The organism is Serratia nevei, from assembly GCF_024160145.1.
GTDB lineage: Bacteria > Pseudomonadota > Gammaproteobacteria > Enterobacterales > Enterobacteriaceae > Serratia > Serratia nevei_A.
In genome coordinates, this window is sequence record NZ_JAMYWQ010000022.1 from 12891 (window position 1) to 32261 (window position 19371).

Annotated in this window: 18 protein-coding genes and 2 tRNA genes; 4 read left to right on the top strand and 16 right to left on the bottom strand. The window is 58.7% G+C overall.

Annotation, left to right across the window (positions count from 1 at the left end; translation table 11 throughout):
* Positions 1–170: 170 nt before the first annotated feature.
* The 13 genes from rpsO to rlmE all read right to left on the bottom strand — a co-directional run bounded on the left by rpsO (position 171) and on the right by rlmE (position 12642).
* Entirely contained in the window at positions 171–440 is a 270-nt protein-coding gene (gene rpsO, locus M6G53_RS15815) for a 30S ribosomal protein S15 (RefSeq protein ID WP_004933502.1), read from the bottom strand.
* 124 nt (positions 441–564) lie between these two features.
* The gene (gene truB, locus M6G53_RS15820; RefSeq protein WP_004933505.1) at positions 565–1509 is read right to left on the bottom strand and encodes a tRNA pseudouridine(55) synthase TruB; all 945 of its coding nucleotides are present in this window, start codon (positions 1507–1509) and stop codon (positions 565–567) included.
* A complete protein-coding gene (gene rbfA, locus M6G53_RS15825; protein ID WP_004933508.1) occupies positions 1509–1919 on the bottom strand; it encodes a 30S ribosome-binding factor RbfA in 411 nt (136 codons plus the stop codon). The genes truB and rbfA overlap by 1 nt, the downstream gene beginning before the upstream one ends.
* 70 nt (positions 1920–1989) lie before the next feature.
* Positions 1990–4680: a translation initiation factor IF-2 gene (gene infB / locus M6G53_RS15830; protein WP_073531383.1), complete on the bottom strand. Its 2691-nt coding sequence runs from the start codon at positions 4678–4680 to the stop codon at positions 1990–1992.
* A gap of 23 nt (positions 4681–4703) precedes the next feature.
* Complete coding sequence (gene nusA, locus M6G53_RS15835) at positions 4704–6212, bottom strand: transcription termination factor NusA (protein WP_004933514.1); 1509 nt, start codon at positions 6210–6212, stop codon at positions 4704–4706.
* 21 nt (positions 6213–6233) lie between these two features.
* Complete coding sequence (gene rimP, locus M6G53_RS15840) at positions 6234–6686, bottom strand: ribosome maturation factor RimP (RefSeq protein WP_028127574.1); 453 nt, start codon at positions 6684–6686, stop codon at positions 6234–6236.
* 217 nt (positions 6687–6903) lie between these two features.
* Positions 6904–6980, bottom strand: a tRNA-Met gene (locus tag M6G53_RS15845).
* A 60-nt stretch (positions 6981–7040) separates the two neighbouring features.
* A tRNA-Leu gene (locus M6G53_RS15850) sits at positions 7041–7127 on the bottom strand.
* A gap of 70 nt (positions 7128–7197) precedes the next feature.
* Positions 7198–7533 carry a preprotein translocase subunit SecG gene (gene secG / locus M6G53_RS15855; RefSeq protein ID WP_004933519.1) on the bottom strand — a complete coding sequence of 112 codons (336 nt, stop codon included), beginning with the start codon at positions 7531–7533 and terminating at the stop codon, positions 7198–7200.
* A 220-nt stretch (positions 7534–7753) separates the two neighbouring features.
* Entirely contained in the window at positions 7754–9091 is a 1338-nt protein-coding gene (gene glmM, locus M6G53_RS15860; RefSeq protein WP_253332874.1) for a phosphoglucosamine mutase, read from the bottom strand.
* A gap of 4 nt (positions 9092–9095) precedes the next feature.
* The gene (folP, locus tag M6G53_RS15865) at positions 9096–9932 is read right to left on the bottom strand and encodes a dihydropteroate synthase (protein ID WP_253332876.1); all 837 of its coding nucleotides are present in this window, start codon (positions 9930–9932) and stop codon (positions 9096–9098) included.
* 92 nt (positions 9933–10024) lie between these two features.
* On the bottom strand, positions 10025–11956 hold the full coding sequence (ftsH, locus tag M6G53_RS15870) for an ATP-dependent zinc metalloprotease FtsH (RefSeq protein ID WP_253332878.1): 1932 nt from the start codon (positions 11954–11956) through the stop codon (positions 10025–10027).
* Positions 11957–12012: 56 nt separating this feature from the next.
* Entirely contained in the window at positions 12013–12642 is a 630-nt protein-coding gene (gene rlmE, locus M6G53_RS15875) for a 23S rRNA (uridine(2552)-2'-O)-methyltransferase RlmE (protein ID WP_004933533.1), read from the bottom strand.
* 143 nt (positions 12643–12785) lie between these two features.
* On the opposite strand from rlmE, the gene yhbY reads away from it, so the two are divergent.
* Entirely contained in the window at positions 12786–13079 is a 294-nt protein-coding gene (gene yhbY, locus M6G53_RS15880) for a ribosome assembly RNA-binding protein YhbY (protein ID WP_004933536.1), read from the top strand.
* Positions 13080–13191: 112 nt separating this feature from the next.
* Here yhbY and greA read toward each other — a convergent pair whose 3' ends face one another.
* A complete protein-coding gene (greA, locus tag M6G53_RS15885; RefSeq protein ID WP_004933539.1) occupies positions 13192–13668 on the bottom strand; it encodes a transcription elongation factor GreA in 477 nt (158 codons plus the stop codon).
* A gap of 256 nt (positions 13669–13924) precedes the next feature.
* On the opposite strand from greA, the gene dacB reads away from it, so the two are divergent.
* Genes dacB through pmrB form a run of 3 tightly spaced genes read left to right on the top strand, consistent with a single transcriptional unit; the run spans position 13925 to position 17087 of the window.
* On the top strand, positions 13925–15358 hold the full coding sequence (dacB, locus tag M6G53_RS15890; RefSeq protein ID WP_253332880.1) for a serine-type D-Ala-D-Ala carboxypeptidase: 1434 nt from the start codon (positions 13925–13927) through the stop codon (positions 15356–15358).
* 8 nt (positions 15359–15366) lie between these two features.
* The gene (gene pmrA, locus M6G53_RS15895; RefSeq protein ID WP_253332882.1) at positions 15367–16029 is read left to right on the top strand and encodes a two-component system response regulator PmrA; all 663 of its coding nucleotides are present in this window, start codon (positions 15367–15369) and stop codon (positions 16027–16029) included.
* Positions 16026–17087: a two-component system sensor histidine kinase PmrB gene (gene pmrB / locus M6G53_RS15900; protein ID WP_253332884.1), complete on the top strand. Its 1062-nt coding sequence runs from the start codon at positions 16026–16028 to the stop codon at positions 17085–17087. Before pmrA ends, pmrB begins: the two co-directional genes overlap by 4 nt.
* Positions 17088–17125: 38 nt before the next feature.
* Here the strand turns inward: pmrB and cgtA are convergent, their stop codons facing one another.
* Together cgtA and M6G53_RS15910 are read right to left on the bottom strand one after the other, a co-directional pair.
* On the bottom strand, positions 17126–18298 hold the full coding sequence (cgtA, locus tag M6G53_RS15905) for an Obg family GTPase CgtA (RefSeq protein ID WP_033641651.1): 1173 nt from the start codon (positions 18296–18298) through the stop codon (positions 17126–17128).
* 16 nt (positions 18299–18314) lie between these two features.
* Complete coding sequence (locus M6G53_RS15910; protein WP_253332886.1) at positions 18315–19286, bottom strand: DMT family transporter; 972 nt, start codon at positions 19284–19286, stop codon at positions 18315–18317.
* Positions 19287–19371: the final 85 nt, after the last annotated feature.

Consider the following 19371-nt stretch of genomic DNA (forward strand, 5'->3'; position numbering starts at 1 on the left):
ACTAATGACAATCCTTACCTCAGGCGGGAGATAAAGCCTCTCATTAGCCGCGCGAACCTCTGTAACGGAAGAGCCTGTTTGGAAACATCAGTAATACATTAACCTGATTTGCTTATGCTTCCTAGAAGAAAGGGGCCAAAATAGGCCCCTTTCCACTGAAACTTGCTAGATTAGCGACGCAGACCCAGACGCTCGATCAGGCTGGTGTAACGTGCTACATCTTTACGCTTCAGGTAGTCCAGCAGCTTACGACGCTGAGAAACCATACGCAGCAGACCACGACGGCTGTGGTGATCTTTTTTGTGCTCGGAGAAGTGGCCTTGCAGATGGTTGATCTGCGCAGTCAGCAGGGCAACCTGAACTTCGGTAGAACCGCTGTCGTTAGTACCACGACCGAAATCAGCTACGATTTGAGCTTTAGCTTCAACACTTAGAGACATTGTAATACTCCAGATTATAGATAATAAAAACAGGCGCCGATCTCTAATTCAGCAACCCAATGCATAAGCTGCGCCATTCTACTCTTAGCGCAGTGCGATCGCAAGGCAACGCAGTGCCCCGCCGTCAGTCGAAATGTTCGACCACCAGGCGGCGCGGCGCCACGCGACCATCCTCGGCGATGTCGCCAACGCCGATGAATTTCCGCTCTTCACCCTCGGTGATGCGCACCATGCCGGAAGCCGGCGCGCCGGCCACCTGCACCGGTTGCCCCTGCTTGACGTAGCCCGCCACCACCGGCAGCAAATTCACTTCCGGATAGTTCTCAACCGGGCTGTCCATTGGCATCAGCAGCGGATCGAGCAGCTCGCCGGGGGCGATCGCTTGTTCCTGTGCCTGTGCCAACAAGGCGTTCAGCTGTTCCAGCGTCACCATGCGCGCGATCGGGTAAGTCGCCACCTGCAGGCGGCGCAGATAGATCACGTGCGCGCCGCAGCCCAGCAGCTCGCCGAGATCGTCGGTGATGGTGCGGATGTAGGTGCCTTTCGAGCAGTGGATCTCAAGCTCCAGCTCATCCCCTTCCCAGCGGATAAACTGCAGCTCGTACACCGTGATGCTGCGCGCTTCGCGCGGCACTTCAATCCCCTGGCGCGCATACTCGTAGAGTTTCTTGCCCTGGTATTTCAGCGCCGAATACATCGAAGGCACCTGCTGGATGTCGCCGCGGAAGGTGTCCAGCGCCGCGTCGAGCTGCGCCTGGGTGAAGTTCACCGGGCGCTCCTGCACGATCTGGCCGTCGGCGTCGGAGGTATCGGTACGCTGCCCCAGTTTGGCGATCACCCGATAGCGTTTATCGGAATCGAGCAGGTATTGCGAAAACTTGGTCGCTTCGCCCAAGCAGATAGGCAGCATGCCGGTCGCCAACGGATCGAGCGCGCCGGTATGGCCCGCCCGGTTCGCGTTGTAGAGGCGTTTTACTTTTTGCAGCGCATCGTTGGACGACAAACCCTGCGGCTTGTCCAGCAACAGCACGCCGTGGATATCACGGCCGCGGCGACGAGGGCGACTCATTAGTCCTCCTTGTCATCGCCTGAGGCGGAACGGCGCTCGGCGTCGTTCTTCACCACGTTGGTCACCAGGTTGGACATGCGCATGCCTTCCACCAGGGAGTTGTCGTAGGCGAAGGTCAGCTCCGGCACCACGCGCAGGCGCATCGCTTTGCCCAGCAGGGTGCGGATGTAGCCGGAGGCGTCCTGCAACGCTTTAATGCCGTTAGTGACCAGATCCGGATCGTGGTTCTCGGTCAGCACGTTGAGGAAGGTGACGTAAACCTTGGCATACGCCAGGTCACGGGACACTTCTACGCCGGACACGGTCGCCATGCCGACGCGCGGATCTTTCACTTCACGTTGCAGAATGATCGCAATCTCTTTCTGCATCTCTTGCGCCACGCGTTGACCGCGGCTGAATTCTTTTGCCATTTTGGATTCTCCAGACAAATCGGGGGGCACAAAGGCCCCCCGTAAACAGATATAAGCAGATGTGCAATCGTTAAGCGATGGTGCGTTGGATCTCAATGATTTCGAACACTTCGATCATGTCGCCGACGCGCACGTCGTTATAGTTCTTAACGCCGATACCACATTCCATGCCGTTACGGACTTCGTTAACGTCATCTTTGAAGCGGCGCAGGGATTCCAGCTCGCCTTCGTAGATAACCACGTTGTCGCGCAGTACGCGGATTGGGTTGTGACGCTTGATGGTCCCTTCGGTAACCATACAGCCGGCAATAGCGCCGAACTTAGGCGATTTGAACACGTCGCGCACTTCGGCCAGGCCGATGATCTGCTGCTTGTATTCCGGCGCCAGCATACCGCTCATCGCCTGCTTCACTTCGTCGATCAGGTTATAGATCACGGAGTAATAACGCAGATCCAGGCTTTCCGCTTCGATGACGCGGCGCGCAGAAGCGTCGGCACGCACGTTGAAGCCCAGGATGATGGCGTTGGATGCCGCAGCCAGCGTCGCGTCGGTTTCGGTGATCCCACCTACGCCGGAGCCGACAATCTTCACCTTCACTTCGTCGGTGGAGAGTTTCAGCAGCGAGTCGCTGATCGCTTCGCAAGAACCCTGTACGTCGGACTTCAGTACGATGTTCAGCTCGGACACTTCGCCGTCGGTCATGTTGGCGAACATGTTTTCCAGCTTGGACTTCTGCTGACGCGCCAGTTTGACTTCGCGGAATTTGCCCTGACGGTACAGCGCCACTTCACGCGCTTTCTTCTCGTCACGCACCACGGTCGCTTCGTCACCCGCTGCAGGCACGCTGGACAGACCCAGGATTTCCACAGGGATAGACGGGCCGGCGGAGGTCACTTCACGGCCCAGCTCGTCGCGCATCGCACGCACACGGCCGTATTCGAAGCCGCACAGGACGATGTCGCCCTTGTTCAGCGTACCTTCCTGAACCAGCACGGTGGCAACCGGGCCACGGCCTTTATCCAGGAAGGACTCGATCACTACGCCGCTCGCCATGCCGCTGCGAACCGCTTTCAGCTCCAGCACTTCGGCCTGCAGCAGGATAGCCTGCAGCAGCTCGTCGATACCGGTACCGGCTTTCGCGGACACGTGGACGAACTGCGCTTCGCCGCCCCACTCTTCCGGCATCACGCCGTACTGAGACAGTTCCTGCTTAACGCGGTCCGGATCGGCTTCCGGCTTGTCGATTTTGTTCACCGCAACCACCAACGGCACCTGCGCCGCTTTCGCGTGCTGGATAGCTTCGATGGTCTGTGGCATCACGCCGTCGTCGGCCGCCACCACCAGAACCACGATGTCAGTCGCCTGAGCGCCGCGAGCACGCATCGAGGTAAACGCGGCGTGGCCCGGGGTATCCAGGAAGGTGATCATGCCGTTCTCGGTTTCTACGTGGTAGGCACCGATGTGCTGGGTAATGCCGCCGGCTTCGCCCGCCGCCACTTTGGTGGAGCGGATGTAGTCCAGCAGAGAGGTTTTACCGTGGTCAACGTGACCCATGATGGTCACGACCGGCGCACGCGGCTCGGCCGCAGCGCCCGTATCACGGTCGCTCATCAGCGCTTCTTCCAGCTCGTTTTCACGACGCAGAATAACTTTGTGGCCCATCTCTTCGGCAACCAGCTGTGCGGTTTCCTGGTCGATAACCTGGTTGATGGTAGCCATAGCGCCCAGCTTCATCATCACTTTGATGACCTGAGAACCTTTTACCGCCATCTTGTTGGCCAACTCGGCCACGGTGATGGTTTCGCCGATCACTACGTCACGGTTAACCACCTGCGCCGGCTTGTTGAAGCCTTGTTGCAGCGCGCTAGGCTTGCGTTTGCCGCCTTTACCACCACGGGTAACGGCGCGCGCTTCTTCGCGATCCGCTTTGGATTCGGACAGCTTGTTGCCTTTCTTCTGCTTGGTGGCTTTGCCGCCGCGGGTGCGGCTGCGACGATCGCCTTCAACTTTGGCGTCGTTCTCGTCTTCTGCGGCACGGGCGTGCTGAGAGGTGGTCACGTGATAGTCGGCGCTTTCAACCGCGGCGCTTGCCGCGTCGGCTTCGGCCCACTTCTCGCCGTTCTCTTCGGCCATGCGACGGGCTTCTTCCGCCACGCGCTTGGCTTCCTCTTCAACCTTGCGGCGCACTTCCTCTTCCGCTTTGCGTTTCAGTTCAGCGGCTTCGGCTTCACGGCGTGCTTTTTCCGCCTGAGCTGGCTTGGTCATTTCGTCGGTATGTTGATTGGTCACTTTTTCTTTTTCCGCTGAATTACGCTTAGCAATCTCCGCGGCCTCACGTTTGGCTTGCTCTTCGGCAGCGCGCTTCGCTTCCGCTTCGCGTTTTGCGAGCTCTTCCGCTTCGCGCCGTGCCTGCTCTTCCGCTTCACGCTGTGCCTGCTCTGCCGCTTCAGCCAACTGGGCTTCCTGCGTATCGCGATTTACATAAGTGCGTTTCTTGCGGACCTCAATTTGCACCGATTTACTTTTACCGCCGGTGCTCGGGATATTCAAGGTGCTGCGCGTTTTGCGCTGCAAAGTGAGTTTACCCGGCGCGCTGCCGTGTTCACGGTTCAGGTGCGCCAGCAATGTTTCTTTTTCTTGCTGGGTAACAGAGTCCGACTCGGACTTGTTGATCCCTGCATCAGCAAACTGCTGTACCAGGCGATCAACCGGAGTCTGAATCTCTGCTGCCAGCGATTTTACGGTTACATCTGTCGTCATGCTGTTCCTTCCTGCTACAGTTATTACGCGTTGTCGCCAAACCAACAGATATTGCGTGCAGCCATGATCAGCTCGCCGGCTTGCTCGTCGCTAAGCCCTTCAATATCAGCCAGATCGTCAACACCCTGCTCGGCAAGATCTTCCAGCGTACAAACCCCACGCGCGGCCAGTTTAAAGGCCATGCTGCGCTCAAGTCCCGGCAGGTTGAGCAAATCGTCGGCCGGTTTGTTGTCGCCCAGGCTTTCTTCTTGTGCCAGGGCCAGCGTGGTCAATGCAGCTTTGGCGCGTTCGCGCAATGCTTCAACCGTATCTTCATCCAGACCGTCGATTTCCAACAGCTCTTTGATCGGCACGTAGGCCAGCTCTTCCAGCGTGGAGAAGCCTTCTTCAACCAGTACGGTGGCGAAATCTTCGTCGATATCAAGATACTTGGTGAAGGTATCAATAGCGGCATGAGCCTCGGCCTGGTGCTTGGCCTGCAGGTCGTCCGCCGTCATCACGTTCAGTTCCCAACGATCGTCGCCGCGGTGTTGTTTCAGCAGCTGGGAAGCCAAACGCACGTTTTGGCCGTTACGGCCGATCGCCTGCGCCAGGTTGCTGGCTTCAACGGCGATATCCATGGTGCAGTTATCTTCGTCTACCACGATCGACGCGACGTCGGCCGGCGCCATGGCGTTGATGACGAATTGCGCTGGGTTGTCATCCCACAGGATGATGTCGATACGTTCGCCGCCGAGCTCGCTCGACACGGCCTGAACGCGCGCACCGCGCATACCTACGCAGGCGCCGACCGGGTCGATGCGCTTGTCGTTGGTTTTCACTGCAATTTTCGCGCGGGAGCCAGGATCGCGGGCTGCCGCTTTAATCTCGATCACTTCTTCGCCGATTTCCGGCACTTCGATGCGGAACAGTTCTTTCAGCATTTCCGGGCTGGAACGGCTGACGAACAGCTGCGCGCCGCGAGCTTCTGGACGCACGGCGTACAGTACGCCGCGAATGCGGTCGCCCGGACGGAAGTTTTCGCGCGGCAGCATGTCTTCACGGCCAATCACCGCTTCGGCGTTGTTGCCCAGATCCAGCGCGATGCTGTCACGGTTCACTTTCTTCACCACGCCGGTGACGATCTCACCTTCGTGTTCACGGAAAGCGTCAACCACCATCGCACGCTCGGCTTCGCGCACTTTCTGCACGATAACCTGCTTGGCGGTTTGGGTGGTGATACGGTCGAAGGTCACGGATTCGATCTGATCTTCGACGTAGCCGCCGAGCTCGATGCTCGGATCTTCAAACTGAGCGGCTTCCAGCGTGATTTCACGCGTTGGCTGAGTCACTTCGTCTACGGCGACCCAACGGCGGAAGGTATCGAAATCGCCGGTTCTGCGGTCAATGCTGACGCGCACGTCGATTTCCTGCTCGTATTTTTTCTTGGTTGCGGTGGCTAATGCAGTTTCCAGCGCTTCGAAAATCTTCTCGCGCGGAAGGGATTTTTCATTGGAAACTGCTTCAACAACAGCCAGAATCTCTTTGTTCATCCTAGTTGCCTCTTCCAAACTTTAAAAGTGGGGTACCAGGTTCGCTTTCTGGATGTTGCTCAGCGCGAACACTTCATCTTTCCCTTCCACAGTAACCGTGATCATCTCGCCTTCGACAGACTTGATAATACCCTGCCACTTGCGACGGTTCTGTACCGCCATGCGCAGGACCAGGCTGACTTCTTCACCGAGGAAACGCGTATAGTGCTCTGCGGTGAACATCGGGCGATCAAGGCCAGGAGAGGAGACTTCCAAGTTGTAAGCGACCGTGATTGGATCTTCGACGTCCAATACAGCGCTGACCTGGTGGCTGACATCAGCGCAATCATCAACATTGATGCCGTTATCACTATCAATATAGATGCGGAGCGTCGATTGGCGCGCACGAATGAATTCGATGCCTACAAGCTCAAAGCCCAACGCTTCTACCGGTGCCGAAAGCATCTCTGTTAACTGTTGCTCTAATGTGGACAAGCCCACCCCCAAGACATAAAAAAAGGGCTAAATAGCCCAGTGATTCTGTTGCCAAATAACAAAAAACCCCGAAAAATCGGGGCTTTATGCAACTGGACCCTGTTTGCCGCTAGGCGGCCTCGGTACAACTTTCGAGCAAGTGTCATTTTCAAATGTTGATCGAGAAAAGCGGGTTTCAATCGAAAAGTGTATTTGAAAATAAACACTTAAAGGAAAGTGGTTGCGGGGGCCGGATTTGAACCGACGACCTTCGGGTTATGAGCCCGACGAGCTACCAGGCTGCTCCACCCCGCGTCCGAAAACGTGGCAAATACTACGCCGATAATCGCAAAATTGCAAGTTATCTCTGGGATTTGGTACCGAGGATGGGACTCGAACCCACAAGCCCGTTAGGGCACTACCACCTCAAGGTAGCGTGTCTACCAATTCCACCACCTCGGTACTGATTCTTACTGCTAACGGCCGTTGTTCCTTCGAGTTCACAACCACCGTTTTCAAACTCTGTTGCGGCTTACTGCGGGATATCGCTGCTCGGCTTGGCTGGTGCTGCCGGCGCGGTTGTCTGCTCAGTTTTCACCGGCTGACCCAGGTTTTCCCACTCGCTGCCTTTCTTGCTTTGGTTGCTGCTGAGGTTGCCCAAAATCAGGCTGATGACGAAGAACAGCGTCGCCAACACAGCTGTCATGCGGGTCATAAAGTTACCGGAACCACTCGAACCGAACAACGTGCCTGATGCACCTGCTCCGAAAGAGGCTCCCATATCAGCGCCTTTACCTTGCTGCAGCATAATCAGAGCAACCAGCCCGATTGAGATCAGCAGGAAAATTACCAGAAGAGCTTCGTACATAGTAGTACCCGTATCCTTGCGGCCTAACCGCATGCCAAATGCTTCACACTCATCAAGCAGGCGTTTTTATAAACTGCCTACTGAAGCGGGTGTGAATACTAACCAAAGCCGCCAACCCGCGCAAGGGCAATTTGCAGCCGCCGGCGCGTTTGCGGAAAAAAACGCCAACAATCGCCGATTCGGGCTCGGCTTCACCGAGCCCGGCGGCTAACTGTCTGTTTTAACCTGCGGATTTCACCGCGTCGGCGATGCAATGCGCCAGCGCGGTCACCTGCTGTTCGTCCTCGCCTTCCACCATCACGCGGATCAGCGGTTCGGTGCCCGATTTACGCAACAGCACCCGGCCGCGGCCGGCCAGTTCGGCTTCCACCTGTTCGGTAACCTTGCGCACCGCGTCGGACTCCAGCGGGTTGTGCTCGCCGGCGAAACGCACGTTGACCAGGATCTGCGGCAGCAGCTTCATGCCGCTGCACAGGTCATGCAGGCTCATGTGGTTGCGCACCATGGCGGTCAGCACCTGCAGCCCGGCCACGATGCCGTCGCCGGTGGTGGTTTTGTCCAGCAGGATCACATGGCCGGAGTTTTCCGCACCGATGCGCCAGCCCAGCTCCTGCAGCTTCTCCAATACGTAGCGGTCGCCCACTTTGGCGCGAGCGAACGGAATGCCCAGCTGTTTCAGCGCCAGCTCCAGCCCCATATTGCTCATCAGGGTGCCGACTGCGCCGCCGCGCAGCTGGCCCTGACGCAGGCCTTCGCGGGCGATGATGTACAGGATCTGATCGCCGTCCACCTTGTTGCCCAGGTGGTCCACCATCATCACGCGATCGCCGTCGCCGTCGAACGCCAGGCCAACGTGCGCTTTTTCCTTGAGTACGCGTTCCTGCAGCTGACGTACGTCGGTAGCACCGCATTTTTCGTTGATGTTCATGCCGTCCGGCTCAACGCCGATGGCGATCACCGTCGCGCCCAGCTCGCGCAGCACGCTCGGCGCGATGTGGTAAGTCGCCCCGTTGGCGCAGTCGACCACGATTTTCAGCCCCTTCAGGCTCAGCTCGCTCGGGAAGGTGCCTTTGCAGAATTCGATGTAGCGGCCGGCGGCGTCGATGATGCGGCTGGCTTTACCCAACTCGGCGGACTCGACGCAGGTCAGCGGCTTTTCCATCTCGGCTTCGATCGCTTCTTCGACGTTGTCCGGCAGCTTGGCGCCGTCGATCGAGAAGAACTTGATGCCGTTGTCATAAAACGGGTTATGCGAAGCGGAGATGACAATGCCCGCTTCGGCGCGGAAGGTGCGCGTCAGATAGGCCACCGCCGGAGTAGGCATCGGCCCGGTGAAGGAGGCGGACAGCCCTGCGGCCGCCAGGCCGGCTTCCAGCGCGGACTCCAGCATATAACCTGAGATGCGCGTATCCTTACCGATGATGATCTTGCGCGAACCGTGACGCGCCAGCACTTTACCGGCCGCCCAGCCCAGCTTCAGCACGAAGTCCGGCGTGATGGGGCTGTCCCCGACCTTGCCACGGATGCCGTCGGTGCCAAAATATTTGCGCTCGCTCATGTCTCTACTGTCCCTTAGCTGAAAGTGTTGCCTCGACGACACGCATCGCCTCGACGGTTTCTTTAACGTCATGCACTCTGACAATCTGCGCGCCTTGCATCGCTGCGATCACCGCGCAGGCCACGCTGCCGATAACCCGTTGATCCGGCGGCACATTCAGCAGTTGTCCAATCATCGATTTGCGCGACATACCGACCAACAGCGGTAAACCAAAACGATGAAACTCCGACAACCGGGCCAGAAGCTGATAGTTGTGCGCCAAATTTTTACCGAAACCGAAGCCTGGGTCGAGCAGCAATTTCTGATTTGTTATCCCCGCCTCGTTGCAACGCCGGATATGGTGTGCGAAAAACGCCTGAACATCGGCGATCAGATCGTCGTAGTGCGGCGCCTGCTGCATGGTGCGCGGCTGCCCTTGCATGTGCATCAGGCAAACCGGCAGGCCGCTTTCCGCCGCTGCCACGAGAGCACCTGGCTCCTGCAGCGAGCGAATGTCGTTGATCAGGTGGGCGCCGGCCTGCGCCGACTCGCGGATCACGCCCGCTTTGGAGGTATCGACCGAGATAAAGACTTCGAAGCGCTGCGCCAGCGCTTCCACCACCGGCACGACCCGCTCAAGCTCCTCCTCTTCGCTCACCTCCGCCGCCCCCGGCCGGGTCGACTCGCCGCCGATGTCGATCATCGTGGCACCGGCCGAAATCAGCGCATGCGCGTGCAACAGCGCCTGGTTCAGCGTGTTGTGGCGGCCGCCGTCGGAAAACGAATCCGGCGTCACGTTGAGGATGCCCATCACCTGCGGATGGGAGAGGTTGAGCGTCATATCGCGCACGGTTAACTGCATGGTTGATCCACCTTACTGTTGCCTGGTTCACTGCCCGCCGGGCAAAAAAAAACCCCGGCGTACCGGGGTTTGATGTTATTACACAGCCGCAGTTACTTGTCGAGCTGTTCGGACATGGTGTTGCCCGGCGTTGGGGTGCGCGGCTCATCTACCGGCGTCGGGGCTTTCGGGGTGCCGCCGTTGTCGGAGCTGTTGCCTTTGCTCGCATCGTCCCAGCCCGCCGGCGGACGCACGTCTTTGCGATTCATCAGATCGTCGATCTGCGGCGCATCGATGGTTTCATACTTCATCAGCGCATCCTTCATCGAGTGCAGGATGTCCATGTTTTCCATCAGCAGCGAGCGTGCGCGAACATAGTTGCGTTCGATCAGCGACTTCACTTCCTGGTCGATGATACGCGCGGTTTCGTCCGACATGTGCTTCGCCTTGGCCACGGAGCGGCCCAGGAATACTTCGCCCTCTTCTTCCGCATACAGCAGCGGCCCCAGCTTCTCGGAGAAGCCCCACTGGGTCACCATGTTGCGGGCGATGGAGGTCGCCACTTTGATGTCGTTCGACGCACCGGTAGAGACTTTTTCCGGCCCGTAGATGATCTCTTCCGCCAGACGACCGCCGTAGAGGGTGGAGATTTGGCTCTCCAGCTTCTGACGGCTGGCGCTGATCGCATCCCCTTCCGGCAGGAAGAAGGTCACACCGAGCGCACGGCCACGAGGAATGATGGTCACCTTGTGCACCGGATCGTGTTCAGGAACCAGGCGGCCAATGATGGCGTGGCCCGCTTCGTGATACGCGGTCGACTCTTTTTGCGCTTCGGTCATCACCATGGAGCGACGTTCCGCACCCATCATGATCTTGTCTTTGGCTTTCTCGAACTCCACCATCGACACCACGCGCTTGTTGCCGCGGGCGGCGAACAGCGCCGCTTCGTTGACCAGGTTAGCCAGATCGGCACCGGAGAAGCCCGGCGTACCGCGCGCAATGACGGAGGCGTCAATATCGGCGGCCAACGGCACGCGGCGCATGTGCACCTTCAGGATCTGCTCACGGCCACGCACATCCGGCAGCCCGACCACGACCTGACGGTCGAAACGGCCTGGACGCAGCAGCGCCGGGTCAAGCACGTCCGGACGGTTGGTGGCCGCGATGACGATGATGCCTTCGTTGCCTTCGAAACCGTCCATCTCAACCAGCATCTGGTTCAGGGTCTGCTCACGCTCATCGTGGCCGCCACCCAGGCCGGCGCCACGCTGGCGACCGACGGCGTCAATTTCATCGATGAAGATGATGCACGGCGCGGCTTTCTTCGCCTGTTCGAACATGTCGCGCACGCGGGATGCACCCACACCGACGAACATTTCGACGAAGTCAGAACCGGAAATGGTGAAGAACGGCACCTTCGCTTCGCCGGCGATCGCTTTCGCCAACAGCGTTTTACCGGTCCCCGGCGGGCCAACCATCAGCACGCCTTTCGGGATCTTGCCGCCCAATTTCTGGAAACGGCTCGGCTCGCGCAGGTATTCCACCAGTTCGCTCACCTCTTCCTTCGCTTCGTCACAACCGGCGACATCGGCGAAAGTGGTCTTGATCTGGTCTTCCGTCAGCATGCGGGCCTTGCTCTTGCCGAAGGACATCGCGCCCTTGCCGCCGCCGCCCTGCATTTGCCGCATAAAGAAGATCCAGACCCCGATCAGCAACAGCATCGGGAACCAGGAGATAAAGATAGAAGCCAGCAGGCTCGGCTCTTCAGGCGGCTCGCCGACCACTTTCACATTCTTCGTTAACAACGTATCCAGCAACTTAGGATCGTTGACAGGGATGTAGGTCGTGTATTTGTTACTGTCTTTCTTGGTAACGTTAATTTCACGTCCGTTGATTCGCGCTTCGCGAACCTGGTCCTGGGTCAGTTCGGACATGAAGGTAGAGTAATCCACCCTACGGCCATTCGACTCGCTGGGCCCAAAGCTCTGGAATACAGACATCAACACTACCGCGATGACTAACCAGAGAATTAGGTTTTTCGCCATGTCACTCAAGGGATTAACCTCATCTTACAACTGTGTTAACAAACAGCGTTAGGGTACTACAGTTTGCGCCCTGTCGCTACAATGTACACTTCGCGCGAACGGGCGCGGGAAGCGTCTGGCTTACGAATCTTAACCTTCGTAAACAGGGAGCGAATTTCCCGTAGGTACTCGTCAAAGCCATCTCCCTGGAACACCTTCACCAGGAAACTTCCGCCTGGTGCGAGGACATCACGACACATATCCAGCGCCAACTCCACCAGATACATCGATCTTGGAATATCGACCGCCGGGGTGCCACTCATATTCGGGGCCATATCGGACATGACCACCTGAACCTTACTTTCGCCTACCCGTTCCAACAGCGCCTTCAGCACCAGTTCATCACGAAAATCGCCCTGAAGGAAATCGACGCCAACGATAGGATCCATTGGCAAAATATCACAGGCGATGATGCGCCCGGTACCGCCGATTTGGGTGACCACATACTGCGACCAGCCGCCCGGTGCGGCGCCGAGATCAACCACGGTCATGCCCGGTTTGAACAGTTTGTCGCTCTGCTGTATTTCATCAAGTTTAAACCAGGCGCGGGAACGCAGTCCTTTTTTCTGCGCCTGCTGTACATATTTATCGCTAAAGTGTTCTTGTAACCAGCGACTGGAGCTAGCCGAACGCTTTTTATTAGCCATCTCGTTTTCCAACTATCATAAAAAGAGTCTTATGTCAGGGTCGCTGCTCACGTAGACTCACACCGGTAAAGACCGATTTGGTGATATACATGAGATGGCGGTAGAATGTACCGTTTTCAATCCCAACTTAAGCAAAAAAGACAATGAATCTGAATAATAAACAAAAACAGCACCTGAAAGGCCTGGCGCATCCGTTAAAACCGGTGGTGATGCTGGGCAATAACGGTCTTACCGAAGGGGTGCTGGCTGAAATTGAACAGGCTCTGGAGCATCATGAGCTGATCAAGGTGAAAATCGCCGCTGAAGATCGCGAAACCAAAACCCTGATCGCCGACGCTATCGTGCGTGAAACGGGTGCCTGCAATGTGCAAGTTATCGGCAGCACGCTTATTCTTTACCGCCCGTCGAAAGAGCGCAAGATCAGTCTACCGCGTTAATAACCATCAGGTTAACGAAAAGGTGCCATGCGCCTGACCAAGATAAAAGGCCGCTTGCGGCCTTTTTCCTATCTTTACAAAACGTTGGCGCATTAATGACCAACGGCCTCGATCAGAGATACTCCACCTTCAGGATCTCATACTCGACGTCGCCGCCAGGGGTTTTGATCACCACCACATCGTCTTGCTCTTTGCCGATCAGGCCGCGCGCCATCGGCGAGTTTACCGAAATCAGATTTTTCTTGAAATCGGCCTCATCGTCGCCAACGATGCGGTAAGTCACTTCTTCTTCACTGTCCAGATTCATCACCGACACGGTGGCGCCGAAGATCACCCGGCCGGTGTTCGGCATCTTGGTGATGTCGATCACCTGAGCATTGGACAGCTTGGCTTCGATTTCCTGAATGCGGCCTTCGCAGAAACCCTGCTGTTCGCGGGCGGCGTGGTACTCGGCGTTCTCTTTCAAATCGCCGTGCTCGCGCGCTTCAGCGATATCCGCAATGATTTTCGGACGGCGCACGCTTTTCAGATATTCGAGCTCTTCGCGCAGTTTTTCAGCGCCAAACAAGGTCATCGGAATTTGGTTCATCGTATAAATACCTCTAAATCTTTCCTGTTCAAATAACCGTCATCCTGACGTATTCGTATGAAAACACGGTTGGCATACCGCCACCCGCCTCCAGGCGACAAACAAAAGAAACCTGACTCGGAACGGAGCCCAAGCCAAGATCGGTTTTGCATTTTGATACGCATTTTAGCCTAGAGTTCCTTGAGGGTCATCGTTTACTTTTTCCCTGATTGCACCGTAGTATGACGGCACGTTATCCAGCTGTTATCCCGAGATTATGCGTTTTTCACGAATTGTCAGTGCATTGGCTTGCGCATTTGTTCTGAATGCGAATGCGGCCCCGGTTGAAGAGTACACACAATATCTGCCTGATGGGGCCAACCTTGCCCTGGTCGTTCAGAAAATCGGCGCCGGCACGCCGACGATCGATTACCACTCTCAGCAAATGGCGCTGCCGGCCAGTACCCAAAAAGTGCTGACGGCGCTGGCTGCGCTATTGCAACTCGGGCCCGATTACCGTTTCACCACCACGCTGGAGAGCCAGGGCGACATCCGCGACGGCGTGCTGCGCGGCAACCTGATCGCCCGTTTCAGCGGCGATCCGACCTTCAAACGTCAGAGCCTGCGCAATATGGTGGCTGTCCTGAAGAAACAGGGCGTGCGCCAAATCAGCGGCGACGTGCTGGTCGACACGTCGGTCTTCGCCAGCCATGACAAGGCGCCGGGCTGGCCGTGGAACGATCTGACGCAGTGCTTCAGCGCACCGCCGGCCGCTGCGATCGTCGATCGCAACTGTTTCTCGGTCTCGCTGTACAGCGCGCCGAACCCGGGCGACATGGCATTTATCCGCGTCGCCTCCTACTATCCGGTCAATATGTTCAGCCAGGTGCGCACCCTGGCGCGCGGCTCCGCAGACGCGCAGTACTGTGAGCTGGACGTGGTGCCGGGCGAGCTGAACCGCTTTACCCTGACCGGCTGCCTGACACAGCGCAGCGAACCGCTGCCGTTGGCCTTCGCCATCCAGGACGGCGCCAGCTACGCGGGCGCTATCCTGAAAGACGAATTGACGCAGGCCGGCATCCAGATTGACGGGCACCTGAAGCGCCAGACGCGCCCCGGCATCACCGGCACGGTGATCGCGCAAACCCAGTCTGCGCCGCTGCATGACCTGTTGAAGATCATGCTGAAGAAATCGGACAACATGATCGCCGATACCGTCTTCCGCACCATCGGCCACGAACGCTTCGGCGTGCCGGGCACCTGGCGAGCCGGTTCCGATGCGGTGCGGCAGGTGCTGCGCCAGAAGGCCGGCATCGATCTGGGCAATACCATCATCGCCGACGGCTCCGGCCTGTCGCGCCACAACCTGCTGGCGCCGGCGACCATGATGCAGGCGCTGCAGTACATCGCGCAGCACGACAACGAGCTGAACTTCATCTCGATGCTGCCGCTGTCCGGCTATGACGGCACCCTGCGCTACCGCGGCGGCCTGCATGAAGCCGGCGTCGACGGCAAAGTGTCGGCCAAGACCGGCGCACTGCAGGGCGTCTACAACCTGGCGGGCTTCATCACCACCGCCAGCGGCCAGCGCATGGCCTTCGTGCAGTATCTCTCCGGCTACGCCGTGCCGCCGGAAGATCAGAAACAGCGTCGCGCGCCGCTGGTGCGTTTCGAAAGCCGCCTGTATCGGGATATTTATCAGAACAACTGAGGCCCGTCATGAAGCTGCTGGTCGTTGAGGATGATGAACTGCTGCAACAGGGGCTGGCGCTGGCGCTGGCCGGCGAGGGCTACGTCTGCGACTGCGCTGCCACGGCGGCGGAGGCCAACGGCCTGCTCGTCACCAGCCAATACAGTCTGGTGATCCTGGATCTCGGTCTGCCGGACATGGACGGCACCGCGTTGCTGCGGCAGTGGCGCCGCCAGCAGATCGATCTGCCGGTGCTGATCCTGACCGCCCGCGACGCCCTGGAAGATCGCGTCGACGGGCTGGATGCCGGCGCCGACGACTATCTGGTCAAGCCCTTCGCGCTGGTCGAGCTGCTGGCACGCGTGCGCGCCCTCCTGCGGCGCTACCAGGGCCACAGCGACAATCTGATGCAGGTGGATGACCTGCAGCTGAACCTCTCCAGCCAGCAGGTCTACCTGCAGCAGCAGCCGGTGGAGGTGACGCCGAAAGAGTTCGCCATTCTGGCGCGTCTTATCATGCGTGCCGGGCAGACGGTCAACCGCGAACTCCTGCAGCAGGATCTCTACACCTGGCAGGACGACCTGGGCTCCAACACCCTGGAAGTGCACATCCACAACCTGCGCCGCAAACTGGGCAAGGATCGCATCCGCACCGTGCGCGGGATCGGCTATCGTCTGGAACCTTCGTCATGATCAGCATGCGCCGCCGTCTGCTGCTGATGCTGGCGCTGATCCTGCTGGTCACGCAGCTGATCAGCGCCTTCTGGCTATGGCACGAAAGCCAGGAGCAGATCGGTTTTCTGGTGGACGAAACCCTGTCCGCCAAAGTGCGCAGCGAGCGCGTCGATACCGAGATCGCCGAGGCCATCGCGTCGCTGTTGGCGCCTTCGCTGATCATGATGATCGTCACGCTGCTGGCGTCGTTCTGGGCCATCAGCTGGATCACTCGGCCGCTCAACCAATTGCAGCAGCGGCTGGAAAAGCGCTCTGCCGATAACCTGACGCCGCTGCCGATCAGCAACGACAGCCTGGAGATGGTGGCGGTCACCACCGCGCTCAATCAGCTGTTCTCACGGTTGGACAACACCATACAACAGGAACGCCTGTTCACCGCCGACGCCGCCCACGAGCTGCGCACGCCGCTGGCCGGCATTCGCCTGCATCTGGAACTGATGGAGAAACAGGGCGCCAAGGGCAGCCAGGCGCTGATCGCCCGCATCGATCAGCTGATGCATACCGTCGAGCAACTGCTGATGCTGTCGCGCGCCGGGCAAAACTTCGCCAGCGGCCATTACCAGCATTTCGATTGGGTGGCCGAGGTGATCCAGCCGCTGCGCGAAGAGCTCGACGAAATGGCCGCCCAGCGCGGGCAAACGCTGGACTGGCAATTGCCGGCCGAGGCGGCGGTGAACGGCGATCCGGTGCTGCTGCGGCTGCTGCTGCGCAACCTGGTCGAAAATGCCCACCGTTACGGCCCGGAAGGCGGCACGATCCAGGTGCGATTAACGCCGCAGGACAACGGCTATCTGCTGCAGGTTCTCGACGATGGTCCGGGTATCAAGGAAGAGATGGCCGGGGAGCTGACGCAGGCATTCCGCCGCATGGATCAACGCTACGGCGGCAGCGGACTGGGCTTGAATATAGTGCTTCGCATTGCGCAGCTGCACCAGGGGCGTTTGACGCTGGGAAACCGCCACGAAGCACGCGGCCTGAACGCCCAGTGCTGGTTGCCGGAAAAAGCGCTCAAATAACAAGGGCCCAGCGTTGCACTGAGCCCTTTATCACCGAATTACTTCTGGTAGATGATTTCGACGCCTTCGTCGTCGTCTTCGTCCCAGTCGTCATCCCAGTCGTCGTCCGCTTCCGATTCCATTTCCGCCAGTTGCTCGCGGTGGTAGTCGTCCCACATGAACTCGACTTTCTCCGGCGCGCTTTCTTCGATCGCCATCGCTTTCGGCTGGGTGTTGATGAAGTTCATCACGTCCCAGCACAGCGCGTTGACGCCTTCGCGGTTGGCGGCGGAGATCATGTAGTACTTCCCTTCCCAGCCCATGCCTTCCACAATCGCCTTGGCGCGCTCGGCGGCTTCTTCCTCACCAATCACATCAATTTTGTTGAACACCAGCCAGCGTGGCTTCTGCGCCAGATTTTCGCTGTATTGGTTCAACTCGTTGATGATGACTTTGGCGTTTTCCACCGGATCGGATTCGTCGATCGGCGCGATATCCACCAGGTGCAGCAGCACGCGGCAGCGTTCCAGGTGTTTCAGGAAGCGAATGCCCAGGCCTGCGCCTTCGGATGCGCCCTCGATCAGCCCCGGAATGTCGGCGACCACAAAGCTCTGCTCGTGGTCCATGCGCACCACACCCAGGCTCGGCACCAGCGTGGTGAACGGATAATCGGCCACCTTCGGCTTGGCGGCGGACACCGCGCGAATGAAGGTCGACTTGCCGGCGTTCGGCAGGCCCAGCATGCCCACGTCGGCCAGCAGCAGCAGCTCCAGCAACAGATCGCGCGCTTCGCCGGCGGTACCCAGCGTCTTTTGACGCGGTGCACGGTTGACCGAAGATTTGAAACGGGTGTTGCCCAGGCCGTGCCAGCCGCCTTTGGCGACCATCAGCTTTTGCTCGTGGCGGGTCATGTCGCCGAGGATCTCGCCGGTGCCCTGATCCTTCACGCGCGTGCCGACCGGCACCTTGATGATGACGTCTTTACCGCGTTTACCGGTACAGTCGCGGCTCTGGCCATTCTGGCCACGCTCGGCACGGAAAGACTTCTCAAAGCGGTAGTCGATCAGGGTGTTGAGGTTCTCGTCCGCCAGCAGGTAGACGTCGCCGCCGTCGCCGCCGTCGCCGCCGTCAGGCCCGCCGTTCGGGATATATTTTTCGCGGCGGAAGCTGACGCATCCGTTGCCGCCGTCGCCTGCAACGACCAGAATCGCTGCTTCATCTACAAACTTCATTTACCGTCTCCGTAAATCATTCACCGGGCTGCTTCAAAGGCGCAGCCAGGGGGGGTTCTGCCCGTCGCGGCCACCACCGGTGACCAATTGCGGAAAACATGGCGCCCGCCACAACCACAAACGCGCCAACATAGCCGACGACATTCAACGTCGGCGCGGCGAATGCCTGGGGCCAGGCCAGCGCCAATAAATCTGAAAACAGCAGGGTAAACAGCGGGGTCAGCGTCACCAACGCGCTCACCTGCGCCGCCTGCCAGCGCGCCATCGCCTCCGCCAACGCGCCGTAACCGATCAACGTGTTGGCGCCGCAAAACAGCAGGCACGCCAATTGCCAGCCGCTAAGCTGGAAAATCACCTCGGGTTTGGCCAGAGGGAACAACGCTATCGCACATAAAGTGTACAACATAACCAGGATCTGCGGCGAAGCCAGCCGGCGCAGCAACACCTTCTGCGCTACGCCGTAGCTTACCCAGACCATCGCCGCGCACACGCCCAGCACGACGCCCAGCGTGTAGTCCGTCAGCCGGGTGAAGATCTCAACCAGACTGACGTTGAAAAACAGCATCAGCCCGCCAATCAGCATCAGCGCGCCGATCGCCTGGGTGATGCGCATGCGCTCTTTCAGGATCAGCACGCTGGCGAACATCATGCCGACCGGCGACAGTTGGCCAATCACTTGCGACGCCGTCGGGCTCAGGTATTGCAGCGATGAGCTGAACAGCACGAAGTTACCCAACAGCCCCGCCGTGGCGATCGCCAACAGCAGCAGCCAGCGCGGCTGGCGGAACATCGTCAACGGCGGCAGCTTGCCGCGCAGCGCGAGGATCACCCCCAAACCGATGGCGGCCATGGTAAAGCGATACCAGACGACGGTAAACGGCGTCATCACCGCCAACACTTCTTTCATCGCGATCGGCAACGCGCCCCAGCAAACCGCCGTGGTTAACGCCAGGGAAATGCCAACGCCGACCTGCTGCTTCGTATCCATATCACCTTCGCCCACGCTGACGGGCCTGCACCCGGGCAGCCCATAAATGTAAAAAGCCCCGCAACGAATTGCGGGGCTTACATCT

Bases quoted from the DNA above. Each gene is read 5' to 3' on its own strand.
- dacB (WP_253332880.1), top strand. From the start codon at position 13,925: ATGCGTTTTTCACGAATTGTCAGTGCATTGGCTTGCGCATTTGTTCTG.
- ftsH (WP_253332878.1), bottom strand. From the start codon at position 11,956: ATGGCGAAAAACCTAATTCTCTGGTTAGTCATCGCGGTAGTGTTGATG.
- rpsO (WP_004933502.1), bottom strand. From the start codon at position 440: ATGTCTCTAAGTGTTGAAGCTAAAGCTCAAATCGTAGCTGATTTCGGT.
- secG (WP_004933519.1), bottom strand. From the start codon at position 7,533: ATGTACGAAGCTCTTCTGGTAATTTTCCTGCTGATCTCAATCGGGCTG.
- pmrB (WP_253332884.1), top strand. From the start codon at position 16,026: ATGATCAGCATGCGCCGCCGTCTGCTGCTGATGCTGGCGCTGATCCTG.
- truB (WP_004933505.1), bottom strand. From the start codon at position 1,509: ATGAGTCGCCCTCGTCGCCGCGGCCGTGATATCCACGGCGTGCTGTTG.
- cgtA (WP_033641651.1), bottom strand. From the start codon at position 18,298: ATGAAGTTTGTAGATGAAGCAGCGATTCTGGTCGTTGCAGGCGACGGC.
- folP (WP_253332876.1), bottom strand. From the start codon at position 9,932: ATGCAGTTAACCGTGCGCGATATGACGCTCAACCTCTCCCATCCGCAG.
- greA (WP_004933539.1), bottom strand. From the start codon at position 13,668: ATGAACCAAATTCCGATGACCTTGTTTGGCGCTGAAAAACTGCGCGAA.
- infB (WP_073531383.1), bottom strand. From the start codon at position 4,680: ATGACGACAGATGTAACCGTAAAATCGCTGGCAGCAGAGATTCAGACT.
- rlmE (WP_004933533.1), bottom strand. From the start codon at position 12,642: ATGGCTAATAAAAAGCGTTCGGCTAGCTCCAGTCGCTGGTTACAAGAA.
- glmM (WP_253332874.1), bottom strand. From the start codon at position 9,091: ATGAGCGAGCGCAAATATTTTGGCACCGACGGCATCCGTGGCAAGGTC.
- M6G53_RS15910 (WP_253332886.1), bottom strand. From the start codon at position 19,286: ATGGATACGAAGCAGCAGGTCGGCGTTGGCATTTCCCTGGCGTTAACC.
- rbfA (WP_004933508.1), bottom strand. From the start codon at position 1,919: ATGGCAAAAGAATTCAGCCGCGGTCAACGCGTGGCGCAAGAGATGCAG.
- yhbY (WP_004933536.1), top strand. From the start codon at position 12,786: ATGAATCTGAATAATAAACAAAAACAGCACCTGAAAGGCCTGGCGCAT.
- nusA (WP_004933514.1), bottom strand. From the start codon at position 6,212: ATGAACAAAGAGATTCTGGCTGTTGTTGAAGCAGTTTCCAATGAAAAA.
- pmrA (WP_253332882.1), top strand. From the start codon at position 15,367: ATGAAGCTGCTGGTCGTTGAGGATGATGAACTGCTGCAACAGGGGCTG.